The sequence below is a fragment of the Ectobacillus soli genome (assembly GCF_042610425.1).
GTDB lineage: Bacteria > Bacillota > Bacilli > Bacillales > Bacillaceae_G > Ectobacillus.
Genome location: NZ_JBGJZM010000001.1, coordinates 381,157 through 403,570, shown reverse-complemented (window position 1 = coordinate 403,570; position 22,414 = coordinate 381,157). Strand labels below are relative to the sequence as shown.

At 37.0% G+C, this 22,414-nt stretch carries 22 protein-coding genes and 2 riboswitches; of the genes, 7 read left to right on the top strand and 15 right to left on the bottom strand.

The features are described from left to right. Positions 1–22: 22 nt before the first annotated feature. A riboswitch (SAM riboswitch) is annotated at positions 23–131 on the bottom strand. Between the two features lie 208 nt (positions 132–339). Continuing rightward, positions 340–451: riboswitch (SAM riboswitch) on the top strand. A 62-nt stretch (positions 452–513) separates the two neighbouring features. The 3 genes from ACAN53_RS02060 (at position 514) to ACAN53_RS02050 (ending at position 3,479) form a co-directional block, all read left to right on the top strand. Further along, positions 514–1,626: a methionine biosynthesis PLP-dependent protein gene (locus tag ACAN53_RS02060; protein WP_379966286.1), complete on the top strand. Its 1,113-nt coding sequence runs from the start codon at positions 514–516 to the stop codon at positions 1,624–1,626. After that, entirely contained in the window at positions 1,623–2,783 is a 1,161-nt protein-coding gene (gene metC, locus ACAN53_RS02055) for a cystathionine beta-lyase (protein ID WP_379966283.1), read from the top strand. The genes ACAN53_RS02060 and metC overlap by 4 nt, the downstream gene beginning before the upstream one ends. Before the next feature lie 408 nt (positions 2,784–3,191). Next, positions 3,192–3,479 carry an ArsR/SmtB family transcription factor gene (locus ACAN53_RS02050; RefSeq protein WP_379966280.1) on the top strand — a complete coding sequence of 96 codons (288 nt, stop codon included), beginning with the start codon at positions 3,192–3,194 and terminating at the stop codon, positions 3,477–3,479. A 197-nt stretch (positions 3,480–3,676) separates the two neighbouring features. Here the strand turns inward: ACAN53_RS02050 and ACAN53_RS02045 are convergent, their stop codons facing one another. Both ACAN53_RS02045 and ACAN53_RS02040 read right to left on the bottom strand, forming a co-directional pair. Continuing rightward, entirely contained in the window at positions 3,677–4,792 is a 1,116-nt protein-coding gene (locus ACAN53_RS02045; protein WP_379966277.1) for a class I SAM-dependent methyltransferase, read from the bottom strand. Positions 4,793–4,802: 10 nt separating this feature from the next. Then, complete coding sequence (locus ACAN53_RS02040) at positions 4,803–5,432, bottom strand: MBL fold metallo-hydrolase (RefSeq protein WP_379966274.1); 630 nt, start codon at positions 5,430–5,432, stop codon at positions 4,803–4,805. Between the two features lie 224 nt (positions 5,433–5,656). Here ACAN53_RS02040 and ACAN53_RS02035 point away from each other — a divergent pair, with 224 nt between their 5' ends. After that, positions 5,657–5,839 carry a DUF2759 domain-containing protein gene (locus ACAN53_RS02035; protein ID WP_379966271.1) on the top strand — a complete coding sequence of 61 codons (183 nt, stop codon included), beginning with the start codon at positions 5,657–5,659 and terminating at the stop codon, positions 5,837–5,839. Between the two features lie 34 nt (positions 5,840–5,873). Here the strand turns inward: ACAN53_RS02035 and ACAN53_RS02030 are convergent, their stop codons facing one another. From ACAN53_RS02030 to sodA, 12 genes are all read right to left on the bottom strand, one after another. After that, positions 5,874–6,845 (bottom strand): ROK family glucokinase, encoded by a 972-nt coding sequence (locus tag ACAN53_RS02030; protein ID WP_379966268.1) that lies wholly within the window; start codon positions 6,843–6,845, stop codon positions 5,874–5,876. A gap of 15 nt (positions 6,846–6,860) precedes the next feature. Beyond that, on the bottom strand, positions 6,861–7,064 hold the full coding sequence (locus tag ACAN53_RS02025; RefSeq protein WP_379970218.1) for a YqgQ family protein: 204 nt from the start codon (positions 7,062–7,064) through the stop codon (positions 6,861–6,863). Between the two features lie 166 nt (positions 7,065–7,230). After that, positions 7,231–8,394, bottom strand: a complete 1,164-nt coding sequence (locus ACAN53_RS02020; protein WP_379966265.1) for a rhomboid family intramembrane serine protease — start codon at positions 8,392–8,394, stop codon at positions 7,231–7,233. Between the two features lie 120 nt (positions 8,395–8,514). Next, a complete protein-coding gene (locus ACAN53_RS02015; protein ID WP_379970216.1) occupies positions 8,515–9,090 on the bottom strand; it encodes a 5-formyltetrahydrofolate cyclo-ligase in 576 nt (191 codons plus the stop codon). Between the two features lie 52 nt (positions 9,091–9,142). After that, positions 9,143–9,292, bottom strand: coding sequence for a 50S ribosomal protein L33 (rpmG, locus tag ACAN53_RS02010; RefSeq protein ID WP_129727240.1), 150 nt, complete (start codon positions 9,290–9,292; stop codon positions 9,143–9,145). A 69-nt stretch (positions 9,293–9,361) separates the two neighbouring features. Continuing rightward, the gene (locus ACAN53_RS02005; protein ID WP_379966262.1) at positions 9,362–11,734 is read right to left on the bottom strand and encodes a sugar phosphate nucleotidyltransferase; all 2,373 of its coding nucleotides are present in this window, start codon (positions 11,732–11,734) and stop codon (positions 9,362–9,364) included. Further along, entirely contained in the window at positions 11,731–12,930 is a 1,200-nt protein-coding gene (locus tag ACAN53_RS02000) for a glycosyltransferase family 4 protein (RefSeq protein WP_379966259.1), read from the bottom strand. Before ACAN53_RS02000 ends, ACAN53_RS02005 begins: the two co-directional genes overlap by 4 nt. A 235-nt stretch (positions 12,931–13,165) precedes the next feature. Continuing rightward, positions 13,166–13,822, bottom strand: coding sequence for a phosphate signaling complex protein PhoU (gene phoU, locus ACAN53_RS01995; protein WP_379966256.1), 657 nt, complete (start codon positions 13,820–13,822; stop codon positions 13,166–13,168). Positions 13,823–13,848: 26 nt separating this feature from the next. Next, positions 13,849–14,664: a phosphate ABC transporter ATP-binding protein PstB gene (gene pstB / locus ACAN53_RS01990; protein ID WP_379966253.1), complete on the bottom strand. Its 816-nt coding sequence runs from the start codon at positions 14,662–14,664 to the stop codon at positions 13,849–13,851. Between the two features lie 338 nt (positions 14,665–15,002). Next, entirely contained in the window at positions 15,003–17,117 is a 2,115-nt protein-coding gene (locus tag ACAN53_RS01985; protein ID WP_379966250.1) for a peptidoglycan D,D-transpeptidase FtsI family protein, read from the bottom strand. 119 nt (positions 17,118–17,236) lie between these two features. Continuing rightward, positions 17,237–18,481 carry an MFS transporter gene (locus ACAN53_RS01980; protein WP_379966247.1) on the bottom strand — a complete coding sequence of 415 codons (1,245 nt, stop codon included), beginning with the start codon at positions 18,479–18,481 and terminating at the stop codon, positions 17,237–17,239. A 208-nt stretch (positions 18,482–18,689) separates the two neighbouring features. Beyond that, positions 18,690–19,301, bottom strand: a complete 612-nt coding sequence (gene sodA, locus ACAN53_RS01975; RefSeq protein WP_379966244.1) for a superoxide dismutase [Mn] — start codon at positions 19,299–19,301, stop codon at positions 18,690–18,692. Between the two features lie 224 nt (positions 19,302–19,525). Between sodA and ACAN53_RS01970 the strand changes: the two genes are divergently transcribed. From ACAN53_RS01970 to ispG, 3 genes are all read left to right on the top strand, one after another. Continuing rightward, positions 19,526–20,290, top strand: coding sequence for a DUF1189 domain-containing protein (locus tag ACAN53_RS01970; protein ID WP_379966241.1), 765 nt, complete (start codon positions 19,526–19,528; stop codon positions 20,288–20,290). Positions 20,291–20,363: 73 nt separating this feature from the next. Further along, positions 20,364–20,726, top strand: coding sequence for a hypothetical protein (locus ACAN53_RS01965; RefSeq protein ID WP_379970214.1), 363 nt, complete (start codon positions 20,364–20,366; stop codon positions 20,724–20,726). A 128-nt stretch (positions 20,727–20,854) separates the two neighbouring features. Next, positions 20,855–21,934 (top strand): flavodoxin-dependent (E)-4-hydroxy-3-methylbut-2-enyl-diphosphate synthase, encoded by a 1,080-nt coding sequence (ispG, locus tag ACAN53_RS01960; RefSeq protein WP_379970212.1) that lies wholly within the window; start codon positions 20,855–20,857, stop codon positions 21,932–21,934. A gap of 39 nt (positions 21,935–21,973) precedes the next feature. Here the strand turns inward: ispG and ACAN53_RS01955 are convergent, their stop codons facing one another. Then, positions 21,974–22,411, bottom strand: coding sequence for a Fur family transcriptional regulator (locus tag ACAN53_RS01955; protein WP_379966238.1), 438 nt, complete (start codon positions 22,409–22,411; stop codon positions 21,974–21,976). Positions 22,412–22,414: the final 3 nt, after the last annotated feature.

Here is a 22,414-nt window from a genome sequence, read left to right as displayed (position 1 = left end):
GAAGAGGGGGACATTTTTCCTCCTCTTATCACGCAAAACCATCGTTTTGCAGGTTGTAGCACCGTTTCAAACACCTGTTTGAAGGTTGCTGGGCTTCATAGGGCCTATCCCTCCACCACTCTCGATAAGAGTTTCACAATTACCAGATCGTAAATATACAATTTTCCATTAATTTAGCACGTGTCACGCTAAATCGTCAATATATTTTCAGAAAAAAATAATAATTTATAATTTTCGTACGTAACGGTTCTTACTATTTCTTTCGAATATTCAAAAAAATGTTTGCTTTTTTATCGATATTGATATACTTTATAGAAAGACTTTATACAATTCCATATATTCTTATCAAGAGAGGTAGAGGGACTGGCCCAGTGACACCTCAGCAACCATTAACCTTATGTTAACAAGGTGCTAATTCCAGCAGATTCATTTTGAATTTGACAGATAAGAAGAAGTGCTGTTACTAAAACCTTCTTCTTATAGAAGGTTTTTTATTTTATAGGAGGGATAGCTATGAAATTTGTAGAAACAAAGCTCGCTCAAATCGGAAATAGAAGTGAGGACGTGACAGGAACCGTCAATCCTCCCGTTTATTTTTCAACCGCCTATCGTCACGAAGGCATTGGACAGTCAAGTGGCTATGATTATATTCGCACAGGTAATCCTACCCGCAAAATAGTGGAAGAAGCAATTGCTGAATTAGAGGAAGGGGATCAAGGCTTTGCCTGTAGCTCAGGCATGGCTGCCATTACCCTGCTTCTTTCCCTATTTCAATCGGGAGATGAATTAATCGTTTCAGAAGACTTATATGGAGGAACTTTTCGCTTACTACGGGATTATGAGGCAAAGTGGAATATTCGATGTAGATACGTTAACACATTGCATCTCTCTGACCTAAAAAAAGCTCTTACGCCACAAACGAAAGCCATTTTTCTGGAAACTCCAACAAATCCACTTATGCACACTGCAGATATAGAGGCCATTGCTACTATCGCTCATATGCATAACCTGCTACTCATCGTTGATAATACGTTTTACACCCCTATTCTACAGCAGCCTCTTCGTCTTGGTGCTGATATTGTTGTTCATAGCGCTACCAAATATTTAGGTGGTCATAATGACGTGCTAAGCGGTCTTATCGTCGCAAAAGGAAAGACATTATGCGAATCCCTAGCCTATTATCACAATTCCTCAGGGGCAGTATTAAGTCCATTCGACTCATGGCTTCTTATGCGCGGTATGAAAACATTATCTCTTCGAATGAACAAACACGAAGAAAATGCGAAGCAATTAGTATCCTACTTACAAAAAACAAATGAAGTAACCGATGTATTGTATCCAGGACGCGGAGGTATGCTTTCATTCCGTTTAGCACGGGAAGAATGGATAAATCCATTCTTACAAGCAATATCCCTAATTACATTTGCTGAGAGTCTTGGAGGAGTGGAAAGTTTAATAACTTATCCTGCTACACAAACGCATGCTGATATTCCTGTTGAAATTCGAACACAACGAGGAATTTGTAACCGTCTATTACGTTTTTCAGTAGGAATTGAACATATCACTGATTTAATGACAGATCTAGAAAGAGCATTCGCTGCTCTTCACAAGGAGGTAGAAGCATGACCGAATCCTATTCCGTACAAACATTATTACTTCACAATAATCACAAAGTAGACCCCCATACAGGGGCAGTGAGTGTACCGATATACAATACAAGCACATTTCACCAAACTAGTGTCAATGAGTTTGGGAAATACGATTATAGTCGTTCTGGCAACCCTACTAGAGAAGCGTTAGAAGAAACCATTGCTGAGTTAGAAGAAGGGACAAGAGGCTTTGCATTTTCATCAGGAATGGCAGCCATCTCGACAAGCTTTTTATTACTATCAAAAGGAGATCATGTTGTCATTTCGGAGGATGTATATGGTGGAACGTATCGTATGATTACAGAAGTTTTATCTCGCTATGGTATCTTACATACATTCGTAGATATGACAGATATAGAAGCTGTTACCGATGCCATCTTACCAAACACAAAATTATTCTATGTTGAAACACCTTCTAATCCGCTGTTAAAGGTTACAGATATTCAAGCAATCTCCAGTTTAGCAAAGAAGAATGGCGCTCTTACATTCGTTGATAATACATTCTTGACTCCGTTATATCAGCAACCTCTTACTCTTGGTGCAGACGTAGTCCTGCACAGTGCTACAAAGTTTCTGTCGGGTCATAGCGATGTTACAGCAGGTTTAGCTGTTGTAAAGGATGAAAAGCTAGGAGAACGCCTTGCCTTTTTACAAAATGCTTTTGGTGCTATACTAGGCCCCCATGATAGTTGGCTTGTACTACGAGGTATGAAAACCTTACATGTCCGGCTTGAACAGTCTGCCTATTCTGCCCAAAAACTCGCTTCCTATTTACAGCATCATGAAAAAATTAAATGTGTGTATTATCCTGGCCTTAAAGAACATACCGGTTATGAGATTCAGCAAAAACAAGCAAAACATCCTGGTGCTGTGTTTTCATTTGAATTAAAAAATGAGTCTGCACTACAAACCTTTCTAGAACACATAACATTGCCTGTATTTGCAGTTAGTCTAGGAGCTGTGGAATCCATTCTCTCCTATCCGGCCACTATGTCACACGCCGCGATGAAGGAAGAGGAACGTCAAAAACGTGGTATAACTCGCTGTCTTTTACGACTCTCTGTAGGATTAGAAAACTACGAAGATCTACAACAAGATTTCACAAATGCTTTAGCCCATATTGACAAATTATAAACAAAAAAGGAGGGAAGACACGCTGTTCTTCTCTCCTCTCTTTATATAATATCCTCGCCTTAAACTACATTTCTGTTCTTCATCCTATTCACTACATAAAGAGACATAAATATGATACAATTAGGGAGTTGATTATTACAAAATTGTTACAAAAATCATGCGAATAACTCCATATCTTTACATTAACTTCAAATTTATGCTAAGTAGTAGCCTACACAAATATACAACAATCACTTAAGTTGATATTTCATTGTAATGACTAATTTCTATGAGGAATTTACACAGCTACATTTTTCTTACGATTTCTTTACTTTTTGACTAAATATTTGCAACATGTATACTATTTATCATAAAATTTTGTTATGTATATGTATGGTGCTATTAGTATATATGGAGGTGTTACCTTACATGATCGATTCATTCCAAGAAGAAACAGAGAAATTTGAGGGAAATGCAGAGATGTTAAAAGTCCTTGCTCACCCTGTTCGCCTTTGTATTGTGAAAGGATTGATTGACCGTGGTGCATGCAACGTATCTACAATGTATACACGTCTTAATATGCCTCAATCAACCATTTCACAGCATCTTGCAAAGCTAAAAAGTGCAAAAATCGTAACGAGTGAAAGAAAAGGGTTGGAAATATATTATAATGTAGAAAATAAAAAAGTAATCCAACTCGTAAACGTATTATTTTAACTAGGGGAAAAGGTAAGCAACATTCACTTTCAATGTTGCTTTCTCACTTTACTTACCCCGTACATACCCTGATAAGCTGAATGCTTTCCCACTACTCTCCCTTACTATAAATCGCCGCTAATTCCAGCTTGTAATAATCTACAAGTGCTGCTTTCATCTTATTTCTATAATGCCGTCAGCAAAATTGAAGATTATACCTAAAGCATAGACGAATCTAATAGTCCTTCTATTGAAAAATTTGACAATCCTTTTTGCTGTATACTAACATTAAAATAGTCACTCATACTACCTTGTAAGATTAAGGAACGGATTGCACGATTATGTTTCTGTTTCTCTGAAAAAGGATTTCGGTCATGATGATCAACTAATTTCTCTAAAATACCAGTTGATAGTAAAAAGCTAGTCTGTTTATGACGTAATACCGTCTCTAACCCAACAAGTTCACCTGCACGCTGCAATTCATCCCAATGTATATGAGAGGTTATGTCCATCTCACCAGGATGAAGCAATGGATTGCGTATCAGCTGATGTTTATAATAGCCACGTAAGCTACCTTCTCGGTGAACAGGATGCATCCACTCCTCATTCGTATACCCATAATCTACAGTAATACACACTCCACGCTGCATACATCTTGCTATTTGCTGCACGAAGCTACTCATCTGCAGCGGCACTTCAAATCGTTGTCCTATCTTTAATTGTAGATTACGCACGTGTAAGTATTGTAAAATAGCTTCGTTTTGTAAAGGGATTTGTTTCTCAACAAGTTCACCCTGTTCATTTAACGTTACAAGCACTTCCATTAAACCATGCACTGTATTTTCAATTACCTCTACGGGAAAGGCGTCAAATAACTCATTTGAAAAAATAATACCCGAAAATGTTGGAATCTGTTCGATTGAATGAAATTGCTCTACATTAGAAAATTGATGTAGCTTTTGTTGCTGCATATTACGATGAAAGGGGCTTGTTTCGACAATTTTATAACGTAACATCGAAAACGTAGTAGGAGATTGTTTCTCCCATTCTGTTAACACATCCAATGCAAAACGTCCTGTACCACCACCGATTTCACATATGGTAGGCGGTACCCAACCTTTATCTACAAGTTTTATAAAAAAAGAAGCAAATTGTTGTGCGTATAGGGAGGAAACATTACTGCTAGTAAAAAAGTCACCTTGTCTCCCTATTTTTTCTTGATTTTTCATATAATAGCCATTATCTGCATCATATAAAGCAAGTTGTATAAACGTACTATACGTAATAGCTCGATTAGAAGATGTTTCAATGGCCTTCTTTATAGCAGGATGCATATTCTCCACCTCAGCTTAAAAAGGGATTATTTTCTTTTTCAGCACCGATAGTCGTTACAGGCCCATGTCCGCACAATACCTTCGTGTCAGCAGGTAGCAAAAATAATTTTTCTTCAATAGCTGTAAGTAATTGGATCATATTTCCTTCTGGTAAATCTGTGCGCCCAATGCTCATCTGGAAAAGCGCATCTCCTGAACATACAAGGCCTGCTTCGCTCAAATAGTAAGAAACACTACCTGGTGTATGTCCTGGTGTTTCATAAACCTCAAAAGAGAAAGAACCAACTGTTAACGGGCCTTCCTTTTCAATAATACAATCAGCGGGCTGCACAATTATATCTTCACTCATCGTAAATTGCAGAGAACGGTTTAAAGATGGGTTAACTAACCAATCTTGTTCGTTCTTATGCACATAAACAGGAATAGTATAGACGCGACGAACTTCATCTACTGCTCCGATATGATCAAAGTGAGCATGTGTAAGCAATATGGCTTGTGGCTTTAATTCGTTCTCATCTAAATAAGCAAGTAGCTTTTCACCTTCTGCTCCTGGATCGATAATAATACATTCATGTTGATCATTATATACAATATAAGCATTTGTTTGTATTGGTCCCAGTGGCATTTGTGTCCATTTCATGATTCATTCTCCTCTTCGTATACAGATTTCTATCTTAAAAAGTATATTATACAAGATAAATCAGCACTAATAAGTATTTTTTTATCATACATCATTTTATCTGTATGCAAAAGGAAAGAATGAATTCGTTTTCATTTATTCTCGACATTTCAAAAATGATACTGTAAAATAAATTTATTAATTACAATTTATGTAAATAAAATAGAAGTTAGAGGGGGAGTATAATGAAATATAGCGTTGTTTTTATCTTTTCTCTCGTCGCTTTTTTAGCAGCATATGGTGTATATAAAACAGGGAAAGAAAAAAATAAGCTTGGCATTATTTTTTCGTTTCTAACGCTCGTAGTCTTTGGATGGTTTACTATTATGACGATATGGGGTAACGGTTATCCTCCTGTCGGTCACTGAAATAATCCCCACGTTGCAGTGGGGATTCGTTTTATCATCCTTTTCCTATTTTTTTAATAACTAACCAAGCAGAGCCAACAACTCCTGCATCATTACCAAGTGTTGCAATAGCAAGCTTCGTGCTTTTTGCGACTCTAGGAAATGCAAATCTTGTAAATTGCTCTTGAACCAGCGATAGAAGGAACTCACCGGCATGAGAAACGCCGCCACCAATTACAATTTTTTCTGGATTTAATATATTTGCCATATTTGCAATTGTTAATCCTAAATGATATGCCATTGTTTTTACAACCGCCATGGCTATAGCATCCGTCTTTGCCGCATCAAATACATCCTTAGCAGTAATCGTTCCTGTACTCCTCATGACATCGCGTAAAACACTACTATCATTACTACTTTGTAACGCTTCTTTTGCCAATCGAACAATACCCGTTGCAGAAGCTATTGTCTCTAAACAGCCGGTTTTTCCGCAATTGCATAATGCCCCGTTCTCTGGAATTACAGTTATATGGCCTATTTCTCCTGCTGCACCGCTTATTCCATGAACCAGTTCCCCATTTGTTATCACACCGCCACCGACACCGGTTCCCAAAGTTACACATACAATATCCGAAGCGCCTGCGCCGGCACCTTTCCACATTTCCCCAAGAGATGCAACGTTTGCATCATTATCTACCGACACCAGAAGCCCTGTTTCCTCTTGCATCAATTGCATAAGTGGATAATTCCTCCAACCAATATTGATAGCCTCATATACAATCCCTGTCTCTAAATTAACAGGACCAGGCGCCCCAATTCCAATACCCGCTAATTTTGATTTTGATTCTCCCATTTCTGCGAGCTTCATTTCTATTGCTTTTGCTATTTCCGTAGGAATATAAATACCATTGTCAGAAAGGTTCGTCGGAATTTCCCATTTACATAAGAGATCTCCTTGGTATGTAATGAACGCTAATTTAATCGTTGTAGCACCAAGATCGACTCCAACTATCCATTTCTCATTCATATCGGCATCCTTCCTTCACTTTGATTTTCCTTTCACTCGTTGCATTTCTTGCTTTAGCACAAGAATTGATGAATCAAACAATTGTTTTTCAATAAGCTGTGCGTGATACAATTCAACTAATTCATCATGCATAAGTTCTAAATCAGCTAATCTATCTCCTGTATAAATAAACGTTCCGAATTTTTTTAATACTTGCTGAATGTCATAAATGGATGTCATCATTTCACCCTCAAAATTTTATTATAAGAAAACGTTCTCATGACCTATTATAAAAAGAACAGATAGTAGCGTCAATTTCCTATCATCTGTTCTTTTGTCTATTACTCAGCATTGCTGTTACTTCCTAACAATTCCTTCTAAAAACTCCCCTTACCTTGAATCTTATTTAACGGTGATATCCATACCAGAGCAAGCCACCTAGCACTACAATGGAGGCAACAATAGCTGCTCCTCTTTTCCATACAGATGATGCTTGCTTTGGTACATGTACGATTACAGCCCCCAGCAATCCTCCGACTAACCCGCCGATATGTCCTGCATTATCAATTCCAGGAACAATAAAACCAAACATGAGGTTTATGCCGATTAACGTAATGACATTTTGCAAAACTGTCTTTGGAAATATTTTTGAATAAGTGAACGCAATATACAGTAGCGCACTAAAACAACCAAAGATTGCACCTGAAGCACCTGCGGAAACGCTATTTGATACAATAAAGCTAAATACGCTACCAGAGAACCCGGCTAAGAGATAAAGGAATAAAAATCGACCATTACCAATAATTCGTTCAACTTGACTTCCTATGTAGTATAGAGCCACTGTATTCATAAGCAGGTGAAGAATACCTATGTGTAAGAACATGGGGGTAAAGAAGCGCCACCACTCCCCTTGTAGAATAAGCGGATTATATTTTGCACCAAAGTGAATAAGAGTAGCTGTATTCATACTTCCGCCGTTCCATTCTAGGATACAAAACATTGCGATTTGGATTGTTATCAGAGCCTTTGTAATGACAGGCTGAGCATAATTTGTAATACGTTCACGTTGTTTTTTACGAGATTCAAGAAGTACAGCTAACCTTTTACGCAAATTAAGGGGATCCTCTCCTTGTAGCGTTTGTATGCTCCTCACATCTTCTTCCCGTAATCCTATGGAATGTATCAGAAAATTCCGTTGTTCCTCTACATGGTCATTTGTAAAAAAAGTAGTTTTTATCGGCGCCGCTACGCGCATATCTTCGGTAGTCAGTTTCCAATCATCAACCGGCTCCTGCTCTGAAATATACACATTTAAAAATGCAGGAATTCTTTGAAAAGAACGTTTCATCAATTGTTGGATAAGCGGCTGCATTTCAATTATGTCATGTTCCACTTGGTTTGCTAGGTCAAAGTTATCACATTTAAGCCTAATAATGGTTGGGTTTTTCTTTTGTGTTGACTCTAACCAAGCCTCACGGTTCTCATCTGAAAAATAAATAAGCTCATATTTTTCTAAAGAAACCAATATGTATAGCAAGGACCAATACATTGTATCTACTCGATTGTACATCGTACTCCCTCCTTCTACCTAATATTATAAAAGGTAATGGATCAATCACCTAACTACAATTTATCGAAATATAGAAAAAAAGACGAAATTGTCATAGCATTCCGTCTTTTTTATTTCCACCTATTTTTTAAAACAGTAGATTGTTCGATTATCCGTAATAATTTTCTGTACACACTGATCATAGGATTCTGTCGGCAGATTGGGTACAATTTGCTCGCTAAATGCTAAAGAGACAGTATTCCCTTCAAACATAGAGAGATAACGATCATAATATCCTCCCCCATAGCCGAGTCTTTCACCTTTTTCTGTAAATGCTACTCCTGGAACAAATAACAAAGGGATATCCTGCATTGCTGCGATCTTGGTAACAGCTGGAATCGGTTCTTCTAAATTCATATAAATCGTTTCTAACTGATGGAATGACGTAATATAACGAAATGCCAATGTATGTGTACTTGTATCACACTTAGGTACGGCAACTCTTTTTCCTTGTAACCATGCCATTTCAATTATAGGACGCGTATGTACCTCTTGTTTCATCGAGATAGTAATACCTATTGTACTTGCCTGTTTCCATTCCTCAAGCTCAAACAGCTGTCTTGCAATGGATTTAGACTTTATGACAAATTGCGGTTGCTGAATAGTCGCAACACTCGCCAGAATACGTTGCCTAATTTGTTGTTTTGTTTCCTCCAGATTGAATCCCTCCCCGCACTAAAAAAAAACAGTAGGAAATAAATCCTACTGTTTATTTTGTTTCACGGTGTACAGTTGCTTTTTTATCTCTTGAGCAATATTTTTTAAGCTCAAGGCGTTCTGGGTTGTTACGTTTGTTTTTCTTAGAAATATAGTTACGTTCGCCGCACTCTGTGCATGCTAGGGTAATGTTTACGCGCATCTTATTTCCCTCCAGTCGTATATAACATAAATCAGACTTTACTATGATATCACTTTTTAAATAAAATTTCTACACCTTTTGATATCGTCGAATTTTTTCTATCAAATTTGTAATCTGTTCCTTAGCTATCGCAGGGTTTAAAGAGTGAGAATATACGATAATCTTAGGCTGCTCTGAGTCAGATACAATGTAAGACCACTCATTATTTTCATGATTGCATTTAATCCCTTCAAGAACTTCAAGTTCTTGCTTTGGTACATCATCTAGAAGCTTTCGCATCACCTTTCCCTTTTCCATCCAGGGACACACAACTTCATCGCGGAGTAAATGAAATTGTGGATAATTTTTAAATATATCATACAATGGTAATTGATGTGAGGCCATAATCTCAAGTAGTTTCCCAATTTGAAATAAAGCATCTTGCTTAAAATAGCTATCTTCTTTCGATATACTTTCTTCCTCTACATAGCATGTAATAAAACCAGACCCCCGCTTAATTGTGAGAGGATAATAGCTACCCTCCCCCCTTTGAAGAAGAATTTGTGGTACCCTTACACGTTCATGATCCATACTTGTATACACATTTCCTACAGAATCGTACAGTTCAAATCCATTTCCTTGCTCACGAAAAACAATTCCCATATGAGCATAGCTAGATTGAATCAAAGACTTCATATGATCTTCATTTACTGTAGAATAGATCCAAGTAATATTACAATCCAATTCTTGAAAAAAGGTTAGAACAGCGTCGTGAAAGGAGCTATTTAGCTTATTTATTAAAAGATGAAAACGTTCTTTTTTAATAAGTCTCGTATTCAATATTTGAAGAATAGATTTGACATATTTCATTTCCTGCACTTCAATAGTTATGCCTTTTCCAATTTCCTGAACATTTGGTAGACAAGTCGCTTCTGTAATATATGCAGTTTCAATTTCTTTTTCTTTACGAGTCGAAAGCAAGTTACCACACTGATCATAAAACGAAAGAATCATGGAAGGATCTCGAGAAGAATCCTGCATGTAAATAAATATACCACCATTTACTGATTCAGATGAAATTTCGTAACGAAAGCACGCTTTGTTTGTTTCCTGACAAGTAAGTGTATGGATGCCATAGGCTTGGATGCTACTAATAAACAACTGTTTAATTAATTGGGAATATGGATGTTGATTGCTTCCAACAAGCACAGTCGAATGAAAGGAAAGCGTACTCCCATAGGCAGCTGCAATTTTCATTATTTTCTCCGGTGTAATATCAAGATTTGCCTTCCCAATTATGTTCCCTCTACTAAACAAAGAGGAGGAATTTTCCATTTGGTAAGAAACAGTTGAAACAAGGACAGTACTAGTATCTATGACTTTTCCCGGCCATATCTTTACCTTAGACTTCACGATTGTTTGCTTTCCTAGCCTACAATAATCAGCCACTACACTTTTTTCAAACAAGGACGATCCTTCTTCAATAACTGCATGAGAGGCTATAATAGATTCAGTAAGTTCACATTTCCTCCCTATATGCACATCACTCCATAAAATTGATTTTTTCATATGTGCATACTCTCCAACTACACTGTTAGCCCCAATCACAGTATGTGGTTCTATATTTACCCCGCCTAAGATTTTCACATTGTCTCCAATAAAAACAGGACCTTGAATCATCGTTCCCTCTTCAATGTCTACTTCTTTTCCCATCCATACAGAAGGCAACACTTCAATTGCTGATAGAGAAACATCTACCTTTTTATTTAGTATGTCAACATTTGCCTGTCTATATTGTGGAAATGTCCCAATATCTAGCCAATATCCGTTACATAAATAGCCATAAATCCGTTCTTTTTTCTGTAGTAATGCGGGAAATACATCATGACTAAAATCAAGAAATGTATGTTGCTGCATATATGAAAAAATCTCAGGATCCATAATATAAATACCCGTATTTACTGTATTCGATACAACTTCATGCCAACTTGGCTTTTCTACGTATTTAATAACACGTCCTTCTTCATCTGTAACAACCAAACCAAAATTCAATGGATTCGAGACTTCCTTTTGAAATATAGTTACCAGACGGTCGCCACTTTTATGAAAATCTATCCCTTTAGATAAATCTATATCTGTTAGTGCATCCCCACTAATAACAACGAAAGGTTCATCCAAAAACTGCTCTGCTTGTTTTATGCTTCCCGCTGTTCCTAGCGGCGGAGAGTCTACGAAATAATACAATTTCACTCCCCATTTACTGCCATCGCCAAAGTATTGCTGTATGGAAGAACTTAAATATTGGACAGTCACTGCAATTTCACTTATACCGTGTTTTTTCAGAAGCTCGATGCTATATTCCATTACTGGTTTATCCAGTAGAGGCAGTAACGGTTTGGGAAGATGACAAGTTAATGGCCGTAAACGAGTTCCTTTTCCTCCTGCTAAAATAACGCCCTTCATTGCATTCCACCTCCACTTTTCGTTATTTCTACAACTTGCTCATACACTTGTATGGTAAGATCGGCTATCTTCTTCCAACTGTAGTACTTTAGGACATACTGATGACCATGAAATGCAATTTGTTTCGCATGTTCCTTGTCTTCAAAAATAATTTGTAATTGTTCTATTAAACTTGCTGCACTTCCTGGGGTTATTTTCCTTCCGTTATAACCATGTATAATAATTTCTCCTAATCCACCCACATCAGAAACAACCGTAGGCTTTTCGGCTAACATTCCTTCTAATGCTACAATTCCAAAGGGCTCATATAGACTAGGGACAAGTACGACATCGCTTTCCTGCAAAAAAGCTCGTTGCTCTTCTTCCGTAATATGACCAAGAAAAGAAACATTTGCTCCAAGTCCACGTTCCTTTACAATAGATTGATACGTTTCAAGCATGGGACCTTTGCCAGCTATAACAAACATAAGTAACGGATATTTTTCTACTAATGCTGGTGCAGCCTCAATAATCGTATAGAATCCCTTTTCACTTACCATTCGGCCGATTGAAAAAACAAGAAGCCTATTTTCTAAAAAATACCTTTTCCTTATTACACAAGATGGATGGCATTCCCCAAAGAAATAAGCATCTATCCCATTGGGGAAAATATACATTTTCTCAGGATTCCCCTGCAATATACTTTGAACTTCTTGCTTCATAAAATTGCTGCATACGATAATCGCATCAGCTGCTTGCACTAATTCCTTTTCTTTCATGTGTATTTGCTTTTGGAGAGGAGTATGAATACCATTATTTCGGCCGTGTTCTGTTGCATGAATAGTAATGATTAGGGGGATTTGTTTCTTTTCTTGTAGGCTTATAGCTGCACTGCACACGAGCCAATCATGTGCATGAATCACGTCAAATGAAATCGTACTACATAAACTTTGTGCATACTGTACCATTGCTTCATTTAATCCCATGATCCAATTATAAAACTGCGTACGATCCTCAAAATTTCCTTGGACTCGATGAACATGTACCTGGTTCATACATTCATAGGTTAGAGAGCCTTCTACAAAATTCGTAATGACGTGTACGACGTGTCCAATATGAGCTATTGACTTCGATAACTCATATACATGTCTTCCAAGACCGCCAACGAGCGTCGGTGGATATTCCCACGCAAGTAGAAGAATCTGCTTTCTTTCCATTTTACTCCTCTTTCCTGTCTCCACTAAAGAAGAGACTATTATTCATAAAGAATATGTGTAAAAGCAAAGATGTATAAAATAGTCAGAATACTAAAATAATTGAATTTAACATGATGATACCATCAAACCCGTCTAGATACAATAAGGCTAATATGTCTAAAAAAGGAGAATTGTATGTCATAGATGAAAAATAAAAAAGTGAAGCATCTATCTGCTCCACCTTCGATTGAACATCTTATTCATTTAATAAATAATGCTTCCCTTTTACTAAGTAGAAGATATTTTCAGCTACGTTCGTAATGTGATCTGCTACCCGTTCGATATAACGGGCAACAAAGGAAAGCTGAGTAATTTGATTAATATCCTTCGGTTGTTCGGGAATAGAAACCATCAATTCACGTACAGCCTTACCATACAATTCGTCTACTACATCATCCATCTCAGCCACTTGCTTAGCAAATACTAAGTTTTCATCTTGGTAAGCCTGAATACATAATGTCAACATCTTCTGTGACATTAAATACATCTCTTCAAGAGTATCTAATGAAATCGAGAGTTCTTTTGCACCAAGACGAATTGTAGCTTTCGCTATATTAACCGCATGATCAGAAATTCGCTCTAAATCTGATGCGATTTTTACAGAAGAGAAAATTCTTCGCAAATCGGTTGCAACGGGCTGCTGCTTTGTAATGAGCATGACAGCCAGATCATTGATTTCTTCTTCTAAGTTATCGCTCTTATAGTCGTTATCAATAACTTGAAGGGCGAAATCCACATCTTTCAATCGCAACCCTTTCATACTCGTTTGCAATGCAATCTCTGCTAGTTTACCTAGTTCTATAATTTTATCTTGCAGAGACTTTAAATCATAATCAAATTGTTCCCGTACCATTGTAAGCCTCCCTAAGAATATATCTATTAACCAAAGCGGCCAGTAATATAATCTTCAGTTCTCTTGTCTGTTGGTGTTGTAAATAATCGATTTGTATCTGTATATTCTACAACTTCTCCACTTAAGAAGAAAGCAGTGCGATCTGAAATACGTGCTGCTTGTTGCATATTATGTGTAACGATGACAATACTAAAATTTTTCTTCAACTCTTGAATCAATTCTTCCACTTTCAATGTAGAAATTGGATCTAGAGCTGATGTTGGTTCATCCATTAAAATAACATCTGGTTCAATAGCAAGACAACGTGCTATACATAAACGTTGTTGTTGACCACCGGACAAGCCATATGCGTTGTCGTGCAAGCGATCTTTTAATTCATCCCAAGTTGCCGCCCCGCGCAAGCTCTTTTCCACAATTTCATCTAGCGTTCTTTTATCGCGAATACCATGAATTCTAGGACCATATGCTACATTTTCATAAATGGACTTAGGAAATGGATTTGGCTTTTGAAACACCATTCCAACATGTGTACGAAGTTCTTCTTGATGATACGATTTATCTAAAATATTTTTCCCGCGATAAGATATTGCACCTGTTGTCCGAACGATAGGCACAAGTTCAACCATGCGATTTAATGTTTTTAAATACGTAGATTTTCCGCAACCACTCGGTCCAATAATAGCGGTAACTTCATTTTCGTTAATACTTAAATTAATATCTTTTAATGCATGATCTTCACCATACCATAAGTTTAAATCCTTTGTATCAAACACAACATTTTTTGTAGAATCTGACGTATTTTCTTTTTTTTGCATATTTACATTTACTACAGTTGAAACCATTTTCATTCCCCTTTCATCCACAATGAGAATTTCAGTTCTCTAAATTTCTAGTATTCCATTATTTCAAGTCCTAATACCTATACATAAATTTACTGGATAAACATTAATGATATAAAAAAATTTTCCTTATTGTAAAATTGCATCTAGCTACGTATGAAGGAAAATCAAGTTAGTTTATTATTAAGAACACAACTATTCATTCATAATAGTAATAGCAAAGTATTAATCGGGTTTTAACCAATTGTAAAGTTTTTGTAAACATCGACAAATTTCGCAAACTCTCCTAGTCAGTTTTTACAGATAACAAGCACACGAGTTTCGTGTGCTTGTTATCTGTATTATTTGTTTGCATCGGGTATAGCAGTTGGATTTTGTTCTATTTGTACTTCCTGTTTCTTCAAGTTGAAATAGGCATCCATTGCTCTCCGACCGATGTTTTTGTTTACTGGATTGTGGTCATCTGACATCCAGGGAACTACAACAGACATAGCTATTTCTGGATTATCTGATGGTGCATAGGCTGCCAATGTTAAATTATAAACAGCAGGAGGTTCTCCATTCGGACCACTTTTTCTTTTTTGTTCATCAGGACCGCCATAAAACGATTGGGCAGTTCCTGTTTTGGCAGCAGGATTGTATAGATTATTTTCACCAAAAATAGCATATCCTGTTCCACCTGGTTGCGTAACTAATTTAAATCCATCTTGGACACGCTTAATATAGTCATCCGACATATCGACCCTATTTAAAACCTTTGGCTCCATAGATTGAACAACTTTACCAATTTCACCTGGCTTTGCAGCAGGGTCACGAATTTCCTTAACAATTTGTGGTTGCATCCGGTAACCATTATTTGCAATAGTTGAAACATATTGTGCTAGTTGCAAAGGCGTATACGTATCAAACTGTCCGATAGCAAAGTCAAGCAAGAACCCTGGACTTGTTCCAGCACCTTTAAATCCTGCAGTTTCATTTGGCAAATCAATACGAGTTGGAACGCCTAGTCCAAATTCGCTGAAATAATAACGCATCTTGTCAAAAGCTGATTGCGGAATATCTAATGCACCATTTGGAACATAATTTACTCCTGCTATCGCCATCGCAGTTTTAAACATATAAACGTTAGATGACATTTGCAATGCTGTTAAATCATTAATTGGTCCCATTGTCATATATGATTTTTTTACCGGTGTTCCTTTAATCATAATTGGTTCATCGACCTGCACTTGGCCTGGTTGAATAGCACCCGTTTGATAACCTGTCAGAACCGTTGCACCTTTGACAGCTGATCCCATTGGGTAAGAACTTGTCATCGCTCCAAGAGCGTAGTCTTGTGGCTGTGCCTGTCCAGGGACAAGCATCTTCCCTGCCATTGCCAGTACTTCCCCATTTTTCGGATTCATCATAACTACAAATGCTCGGTCTAAATATGGTGCATTCGTCGTCGTCTTCGCCTTTATCAATTCTTCCGAGATAATTTGTTCCACTTGTTTTTGTAATTCCATATCAATTGTCAAATTCAAATCCTTACCTTGTTGCCCTTTTGAAACAAGAACTTGGTCAAGAATATTGCCTTGCTTATCTGTCACAGTTTTGGTTTCTGCTTTTATACCATGAAGCATATCTTCATATTGCTGCTCAATGTAACTTTTTCCTACTCGGTCATTACGGTTATAATCGCGAACTAAATAATAATCAAGATTTTCTTTTGGTAATCCTTCATCCGCACTTGTCACCTTGCCGAGTACACTGGTAAACATGTCTCCAAACGGATAGTTACGCTCCCAATCCGTTGTCGTATCAACACCCGGTAGCTTATCCAAGTTTTCACTTATAACCGCATATTCTTGTTCTGTGACTCCCTGATTTTTAATGACTTGTGGCGTCATATTATAGCCGCCATCCATTTTTGACTTAATTGCTAAAACTTTCAAATCCATCGCTGTTAATTTGCTTACTTCATCATTAGTAACACGGCTAAGTTGCCGATCGTACAAGTCTTTATCCGTAATCTTTTTATCTTTTAGATCTTGGAGCTCTTGGTTCGTAATTTTTCCCTTTGCAAGATCGGGATGAAGTTGAATCCAAAAATCCTTCTTATCCTTATCTGTAAGCTTGTCCGTAGGAATATCAAGATACTTTGCCAAAGTCTGTGCAACTTTTAAACGATCTTCACTTTTTGATCCCTTCATTCGTGTATACGTAATGGTTCGTAATGGGAGATTATTAACTACTGCCCGGTTATAACGATCATACATATTACCACGCGGTACCGGAGTGCTTATCGTAGAGTCTTCTGTTCTCGCTACTTCCTTTTTATAATCATCCCCATACACAATCTGTACAACACCTAAACGTAAAATGAGGGCAGAAAACAAAATAAATACAATGAAAAACAACATATTTAAACGAATAGGAACCTGATTTCTCTTTTTCTTCTTATTTTTTTGCATACTTACCCCCTCAAGCGGAAAGAGACACCCAAGAATTAGGTGTCTTTGCATCATAGCGAATCTATTTTATCACAAATTACAAGAGAAGGTAACCTTCTCTTCCATAAGTTCATACTTCGTTATCTTGCGTCCATTGCTTTCTCTGATAAGCTTCGTGCTTCATATTTGACATTTCTTATGGCAAAATAGATCAGGAAATGTCCGGCACCCACCACACTGAGCAAGATAGGAATACTTTTCTCTGCTGGGAAGAATATCACAGCAACTAAAAATAAAAGGATAGAACAAATACGCCCGAGATTTAAATAACATTCTCGTATCACCATATACTCAATGCGAAGATCCTTTGCCCGCCATGCTCGTCCAATCACATCAAAAGAAATGGATCCCAATGGCACAAGTAGAATCGGGTAAGCGATAGAAATACAGACAGCATAAAGTAGCAATCTTTCGTAGGTTACGTCGAATACAATTAAAAAAACGGAAAGATAAAGTAAGATTCCTCCTAGTAATATTGCTTTTTTCCGATGTGTTTTTTTTACAAACCTTGTAACGATATAGTAAACAAAAAAGGATACTGCCGAACTAATCAAACCATATTGGCCAATCGCCATTTCACTTCCAGTTGTAATATACAAGATAACTGAGATTGCAAATATAAAGGTACCTTCGCGAATGCCTTGAAAATAGTGGGCCCATGTCACACTTCGCCAGTTGTAATTTCTTCCTCTCTCCTTCACAACCTCCTTAAGTTCATACTTTCCTTTGCACTCCCGGTGAGAGAGAAAAAAACTAAGAAGAATGGCAACTGCAAAAAGAAACAGAGATAGAATGAAAATACACGTATACCCATTCCATTGTTCCATTCGAGAAATGATAAAACCTGCAACAATTGGCCCAATCATACCTGCAAATGATACCAACAGTCCAAGAAATCCATTAAAAAAATCTCGTGTTTCAGGCTCCGTAATTTCAAAGGTAAGTAAATGAAAGGCAAGCCAGTAAAATCCATACCCTACCCCAAGAAGCGCACCGATTAAAAGAATATAATGCGATGCATGGACTCCAACGAGTAATACGGTAATGAAAAATAGAGCAAGTACACTTACACCACAGCGTAGTAGAATAACTCGATCCATCACCTTTGCTAACCTTCCTGCAAAGACAAATGCAATTGGTTGCAATACTACAATAGCTAAGTTATACAGACCTAGATTCAAAAAGTTTTTCGTCTGCTTCCATAAATAGATATTCACAAATGTGTTTGACAAGGCAATGGCAAGGGTATACAATCCACCAATTGCTAGTAATAAAAGTAAATCCCGATTGACCTCAATATCACCTAAAATATGCTTCCATTTCATAAAAACTCTCCTTTGCTCATGCATGTATTGTTTCAAAAAAGAGGAAAAACTATACGAAAAAAGAAGCTATAGTATGTATAAAGACAAAACTACTCAAAAATAGGGCATAACAGTAAGAAATAGACAGCAAAAAAGCTATCCGAAAATAAAACGGATAGCTTTTTTGCTGTCTAACCTAATAATAGATATCAAAATCTTGATACTACCATTATTTTGCTGCTACATAAAGTTTTTCTGCTGCGTTCCAATCTACTACATTCCAAAATGCACTTATGTAGTCAGGACGACGATTTTGATATTTTAAGTAGTAAGCATGTTCCCAAACGTCCAAGCCTAATACTGGAGTTTTTCCTTCTGAAAGTGGTGAATCTTGGTTTGCAGAACTTGTAATTTCTAATTCTCCGTTGTTAACGACTAACCAAGCCCAACCAGATCCAAAGCGAGATTTACCTGCATTTGCAAATGCTTCTTTAAATGCTTCAAAGCTGCCAAATTTAGCTTCAATTGCCGTAGCAAGTTCTCCTACTGGTGCACCGCCGCCGTTTGGTGAAAGAAGTGTCCAGAAGAAAGAGTGGTTAGCATGGCCCCCGCCGTTGTTACGTACTGCAGTACGGATTGCTTCTGGAACTTCATTTAAACCTGCTACTAAATCTTCTACGCTTTTTGCAGCTAATTCAGGATAGTTTTCTAAAGCAGCATTTAGGTTTGTTACATAAGTGTTATGATGTTTCGTATGGTGAATGTTCATTGTTTCCTTGTCAAAATGTGGTTCTAATGCGTCATAAGCGTATGGTAGTTGAGGTAATTCGTATTTAGCCATTGTGTATTCCTCCTAAAATTTTTTTGAATGGACAAATTGTCTCATCCGCTTTTTATTTTACACCATTTTCAAAATAGTGAAAAACAATCTATACTTCATACCCTACCAAACTTTAGTCTTCTTATCAAATAATAAGACTTATAAAATAACATGGAATTACCTTGTTTAAAAGAAGCTGGATACGTTACAATGAAAGTGCTGAATCTAATTAAGGAAGTGAAACTATGTCGTTATTTTCACAGCTTTATAAGAGCCTTTATTCCCCTAAAGATATGGCTCGGTTTCGATTCCAAAAAATCGGAAAAACGATACTATACATATTACTACTTGCATTACTTACCTCAATACCAGAAACAATGCAGGCTGGTCAGTTTGTAAAGGAGCAAGTACTTACTCTGCAGAACAACTTTCAAAAGGATGTACCCAACTTCACCATTGAAAATGGCGAATTAAAAAGTGATTCACCAAATCGTATCGAAAAAGAAGAAAATGATTTTGTCTTTGTCTTTGATCCTACCAATACACAGGCTCCGCCTTCTGATATGGATGGATTATATCTTTTAAAAGACCGTTTCGTAACCATTTCAAGTGGGCAGCAACAAGCGTATACATATAGTAGCATCGGCTCTATCCCTCTTACAAAGACAGAGGTTCTAGATTTTTTCACCTTTTTAAAAACGATTTATCCAATCGCCATTTTTGTCTTGGGATTCATTTTACTTTTTATCAATGCCTTTACCTCATTTATCGGAATTTCAATTTTAGCTTTTATCGGTATGCTCCTTTCTAAGCAAATGCAACGTAAACTTTCTTATAAACAGATCTGGACACTCATAGCATACTGTAGTACTATCCCGACTATTTTCTTTATGATAATGAAATATTTAAATATAACTGTCTTATCTCCACTACTAGTTTACTCACTTGTAACTATTGTACTTTTATTTGTAACATTAAAAGAAGTTCCACCTACCAAGACAAAATTATAGAAAAAAAATGTCACAGATGTGGCATTTTTTTTTGGTACAAGCATATATTTCTCTACAAAAGAGGTGGAGAATGATGAAACGACTTGGTGCTACCATTTTTATTTTACTAATTGGCTATATAATTTTTTACGATATAAAGATAGGTACACTTCCTTTACTTCGGTCAAATCAAACCAAACAAGTGGCCACAAATAGTAATAGTACGATTCCATATGAAAGTATTGAAGTGAAGAACGGAGATACTGTACTTTCTATAGTAGAGGAAGTGAATAATAACCAGATTCCCTCCATCGAAAAAATTGTTGCCGACTTTAAAGAACTAAATCCCGATCAATCCCCCGGAAAGCTAAAGGTTGGTAAATCTTATAAATTTCCTGTGTACAAAGCACCACTTCAAAAAACTAGTATGGATCATGCTGGGCTCTCCAAAGTGTAATTTAGGAAATTACAGAATGAAATATATCATTATTCTTGTCAATCCACTAAAGGCATTGTTACAATAAACGAGGAATAGACTATTAGCATGTAACCCTTTATAAGGAGAGCGATTTATTCGTGAATGAAATTACGCACCGTTCGCAAACACGACCTGTTAAGGTTGGTAACTTGACAATTGGCGGTAATAATGAAGTAATTATACAAAGTATGGCAACGACAAAAACACATGATGTTGAGGCAACTGTTGCTGAAATTTTACGGTTAGAAGAAGCTGGTTGTCAGATTGTTCGTGTAGCTGTTCCTGATGAACGAGCTGCAAATGCGATTGCAGATATTAAAAAGCGCATTCATATTCCGCTTGTAGCTGATATTCATTTTGATTATCGCTTAGCATTAAAGGCAATTGAAGGCGGCGTTGATAAGATTCGTATTAATCCCGGAAATATTGGTCGCAAAGAAAAGGTAGAAGCCGTTGTAAACGCTGCGAAGGCGCGCGGTATTCCGATTCGTATCGGTGTTAATGCAGGTTCCTTAGAACGCCGTATTATTGAGAAATATGGTTATCCTACCGCTGATGGTATGGTGGAAAGTGCACTCCATCATATTAAAATATTAGAAGACCTAGATTTCCATGATATTATCGTTTCCATGAAAGCATCTGATGTAAATTTAGCGATTGAAGCATATGAAAAAGCATCTCGTGCTTTCAACTACCCTCTTCACCTGGGAATAACAGAATCAGGAACATTGTTCTCTGGTACGGTAAAAAGCGCAGCTGGTTTAGGTGCTATTCTTAGCAAAGGAATCGGAAATACAATTCGTATTTCGCTTAGCGCAGATCCAGTCGAAGAGGTAAAGGTAGCTCGTGAATTATTGAAATCATTTGGTCTTGCTGCAAATGTCGCTACATTAGTTTCATGTCCAACATGCGGTCGTATTGAAATTGATCTCATTAGCATTGCAAATGAAATTGAAGAATATATCTCCAAAATTAAGGCACCTATCAAGGTTTCTGTTCTTGGCTGTGCGGTAAATGGCCCCGGTGAAGCACGCGAAGCAGACATCGGAATTGCCGGAGCACGCGGAGAAGGTCTCCTCTTCCGCAAAGGAGAAATCATTCGCAAAGTACCAGAAAGCGAAATGGTCGAAGAATTAAAGAAAGAAATCGATAAAGTTGCAGCAGAATACGCTGCTGCCAATAAATAAGAAATAGAAAAAAAGCTTGTCTTAAGACAAGCTTTTTTTCTATTTAAGAGAATGTGATTCGCGATACTGCACGCAATCTGGGCAAACCCCATATATTTCAAACTTATGTCCAGTCACTTCATACCCTTGCAAATCATTTAAATTTTCACCTAATGGACATGCATGAATTTCTTTTGTCTTACCGCATACTAAGCAAATAAAATGATGGTGATGTTCAGCGGTTTGGCAAGTAAAGCGAAAATTTTTCTCTCCATTTAGTTCCGTCTGCTCTAAAATATTTAACATCACAAATACAGATAAGTTTCGATAAATCGTATCAAAGCTAAGACCGGGATAATCATTCTTCATATGCTCAAGCACATCTTTAGCAGTTAAATATTTATTATAGGATGCAAATAAACGCAGCATATCTTCCCTTTTTTTCGTATATTTATATCCTTTATCCTTTAGCATTTGCAACGCTTCTGTAAGATTCATACT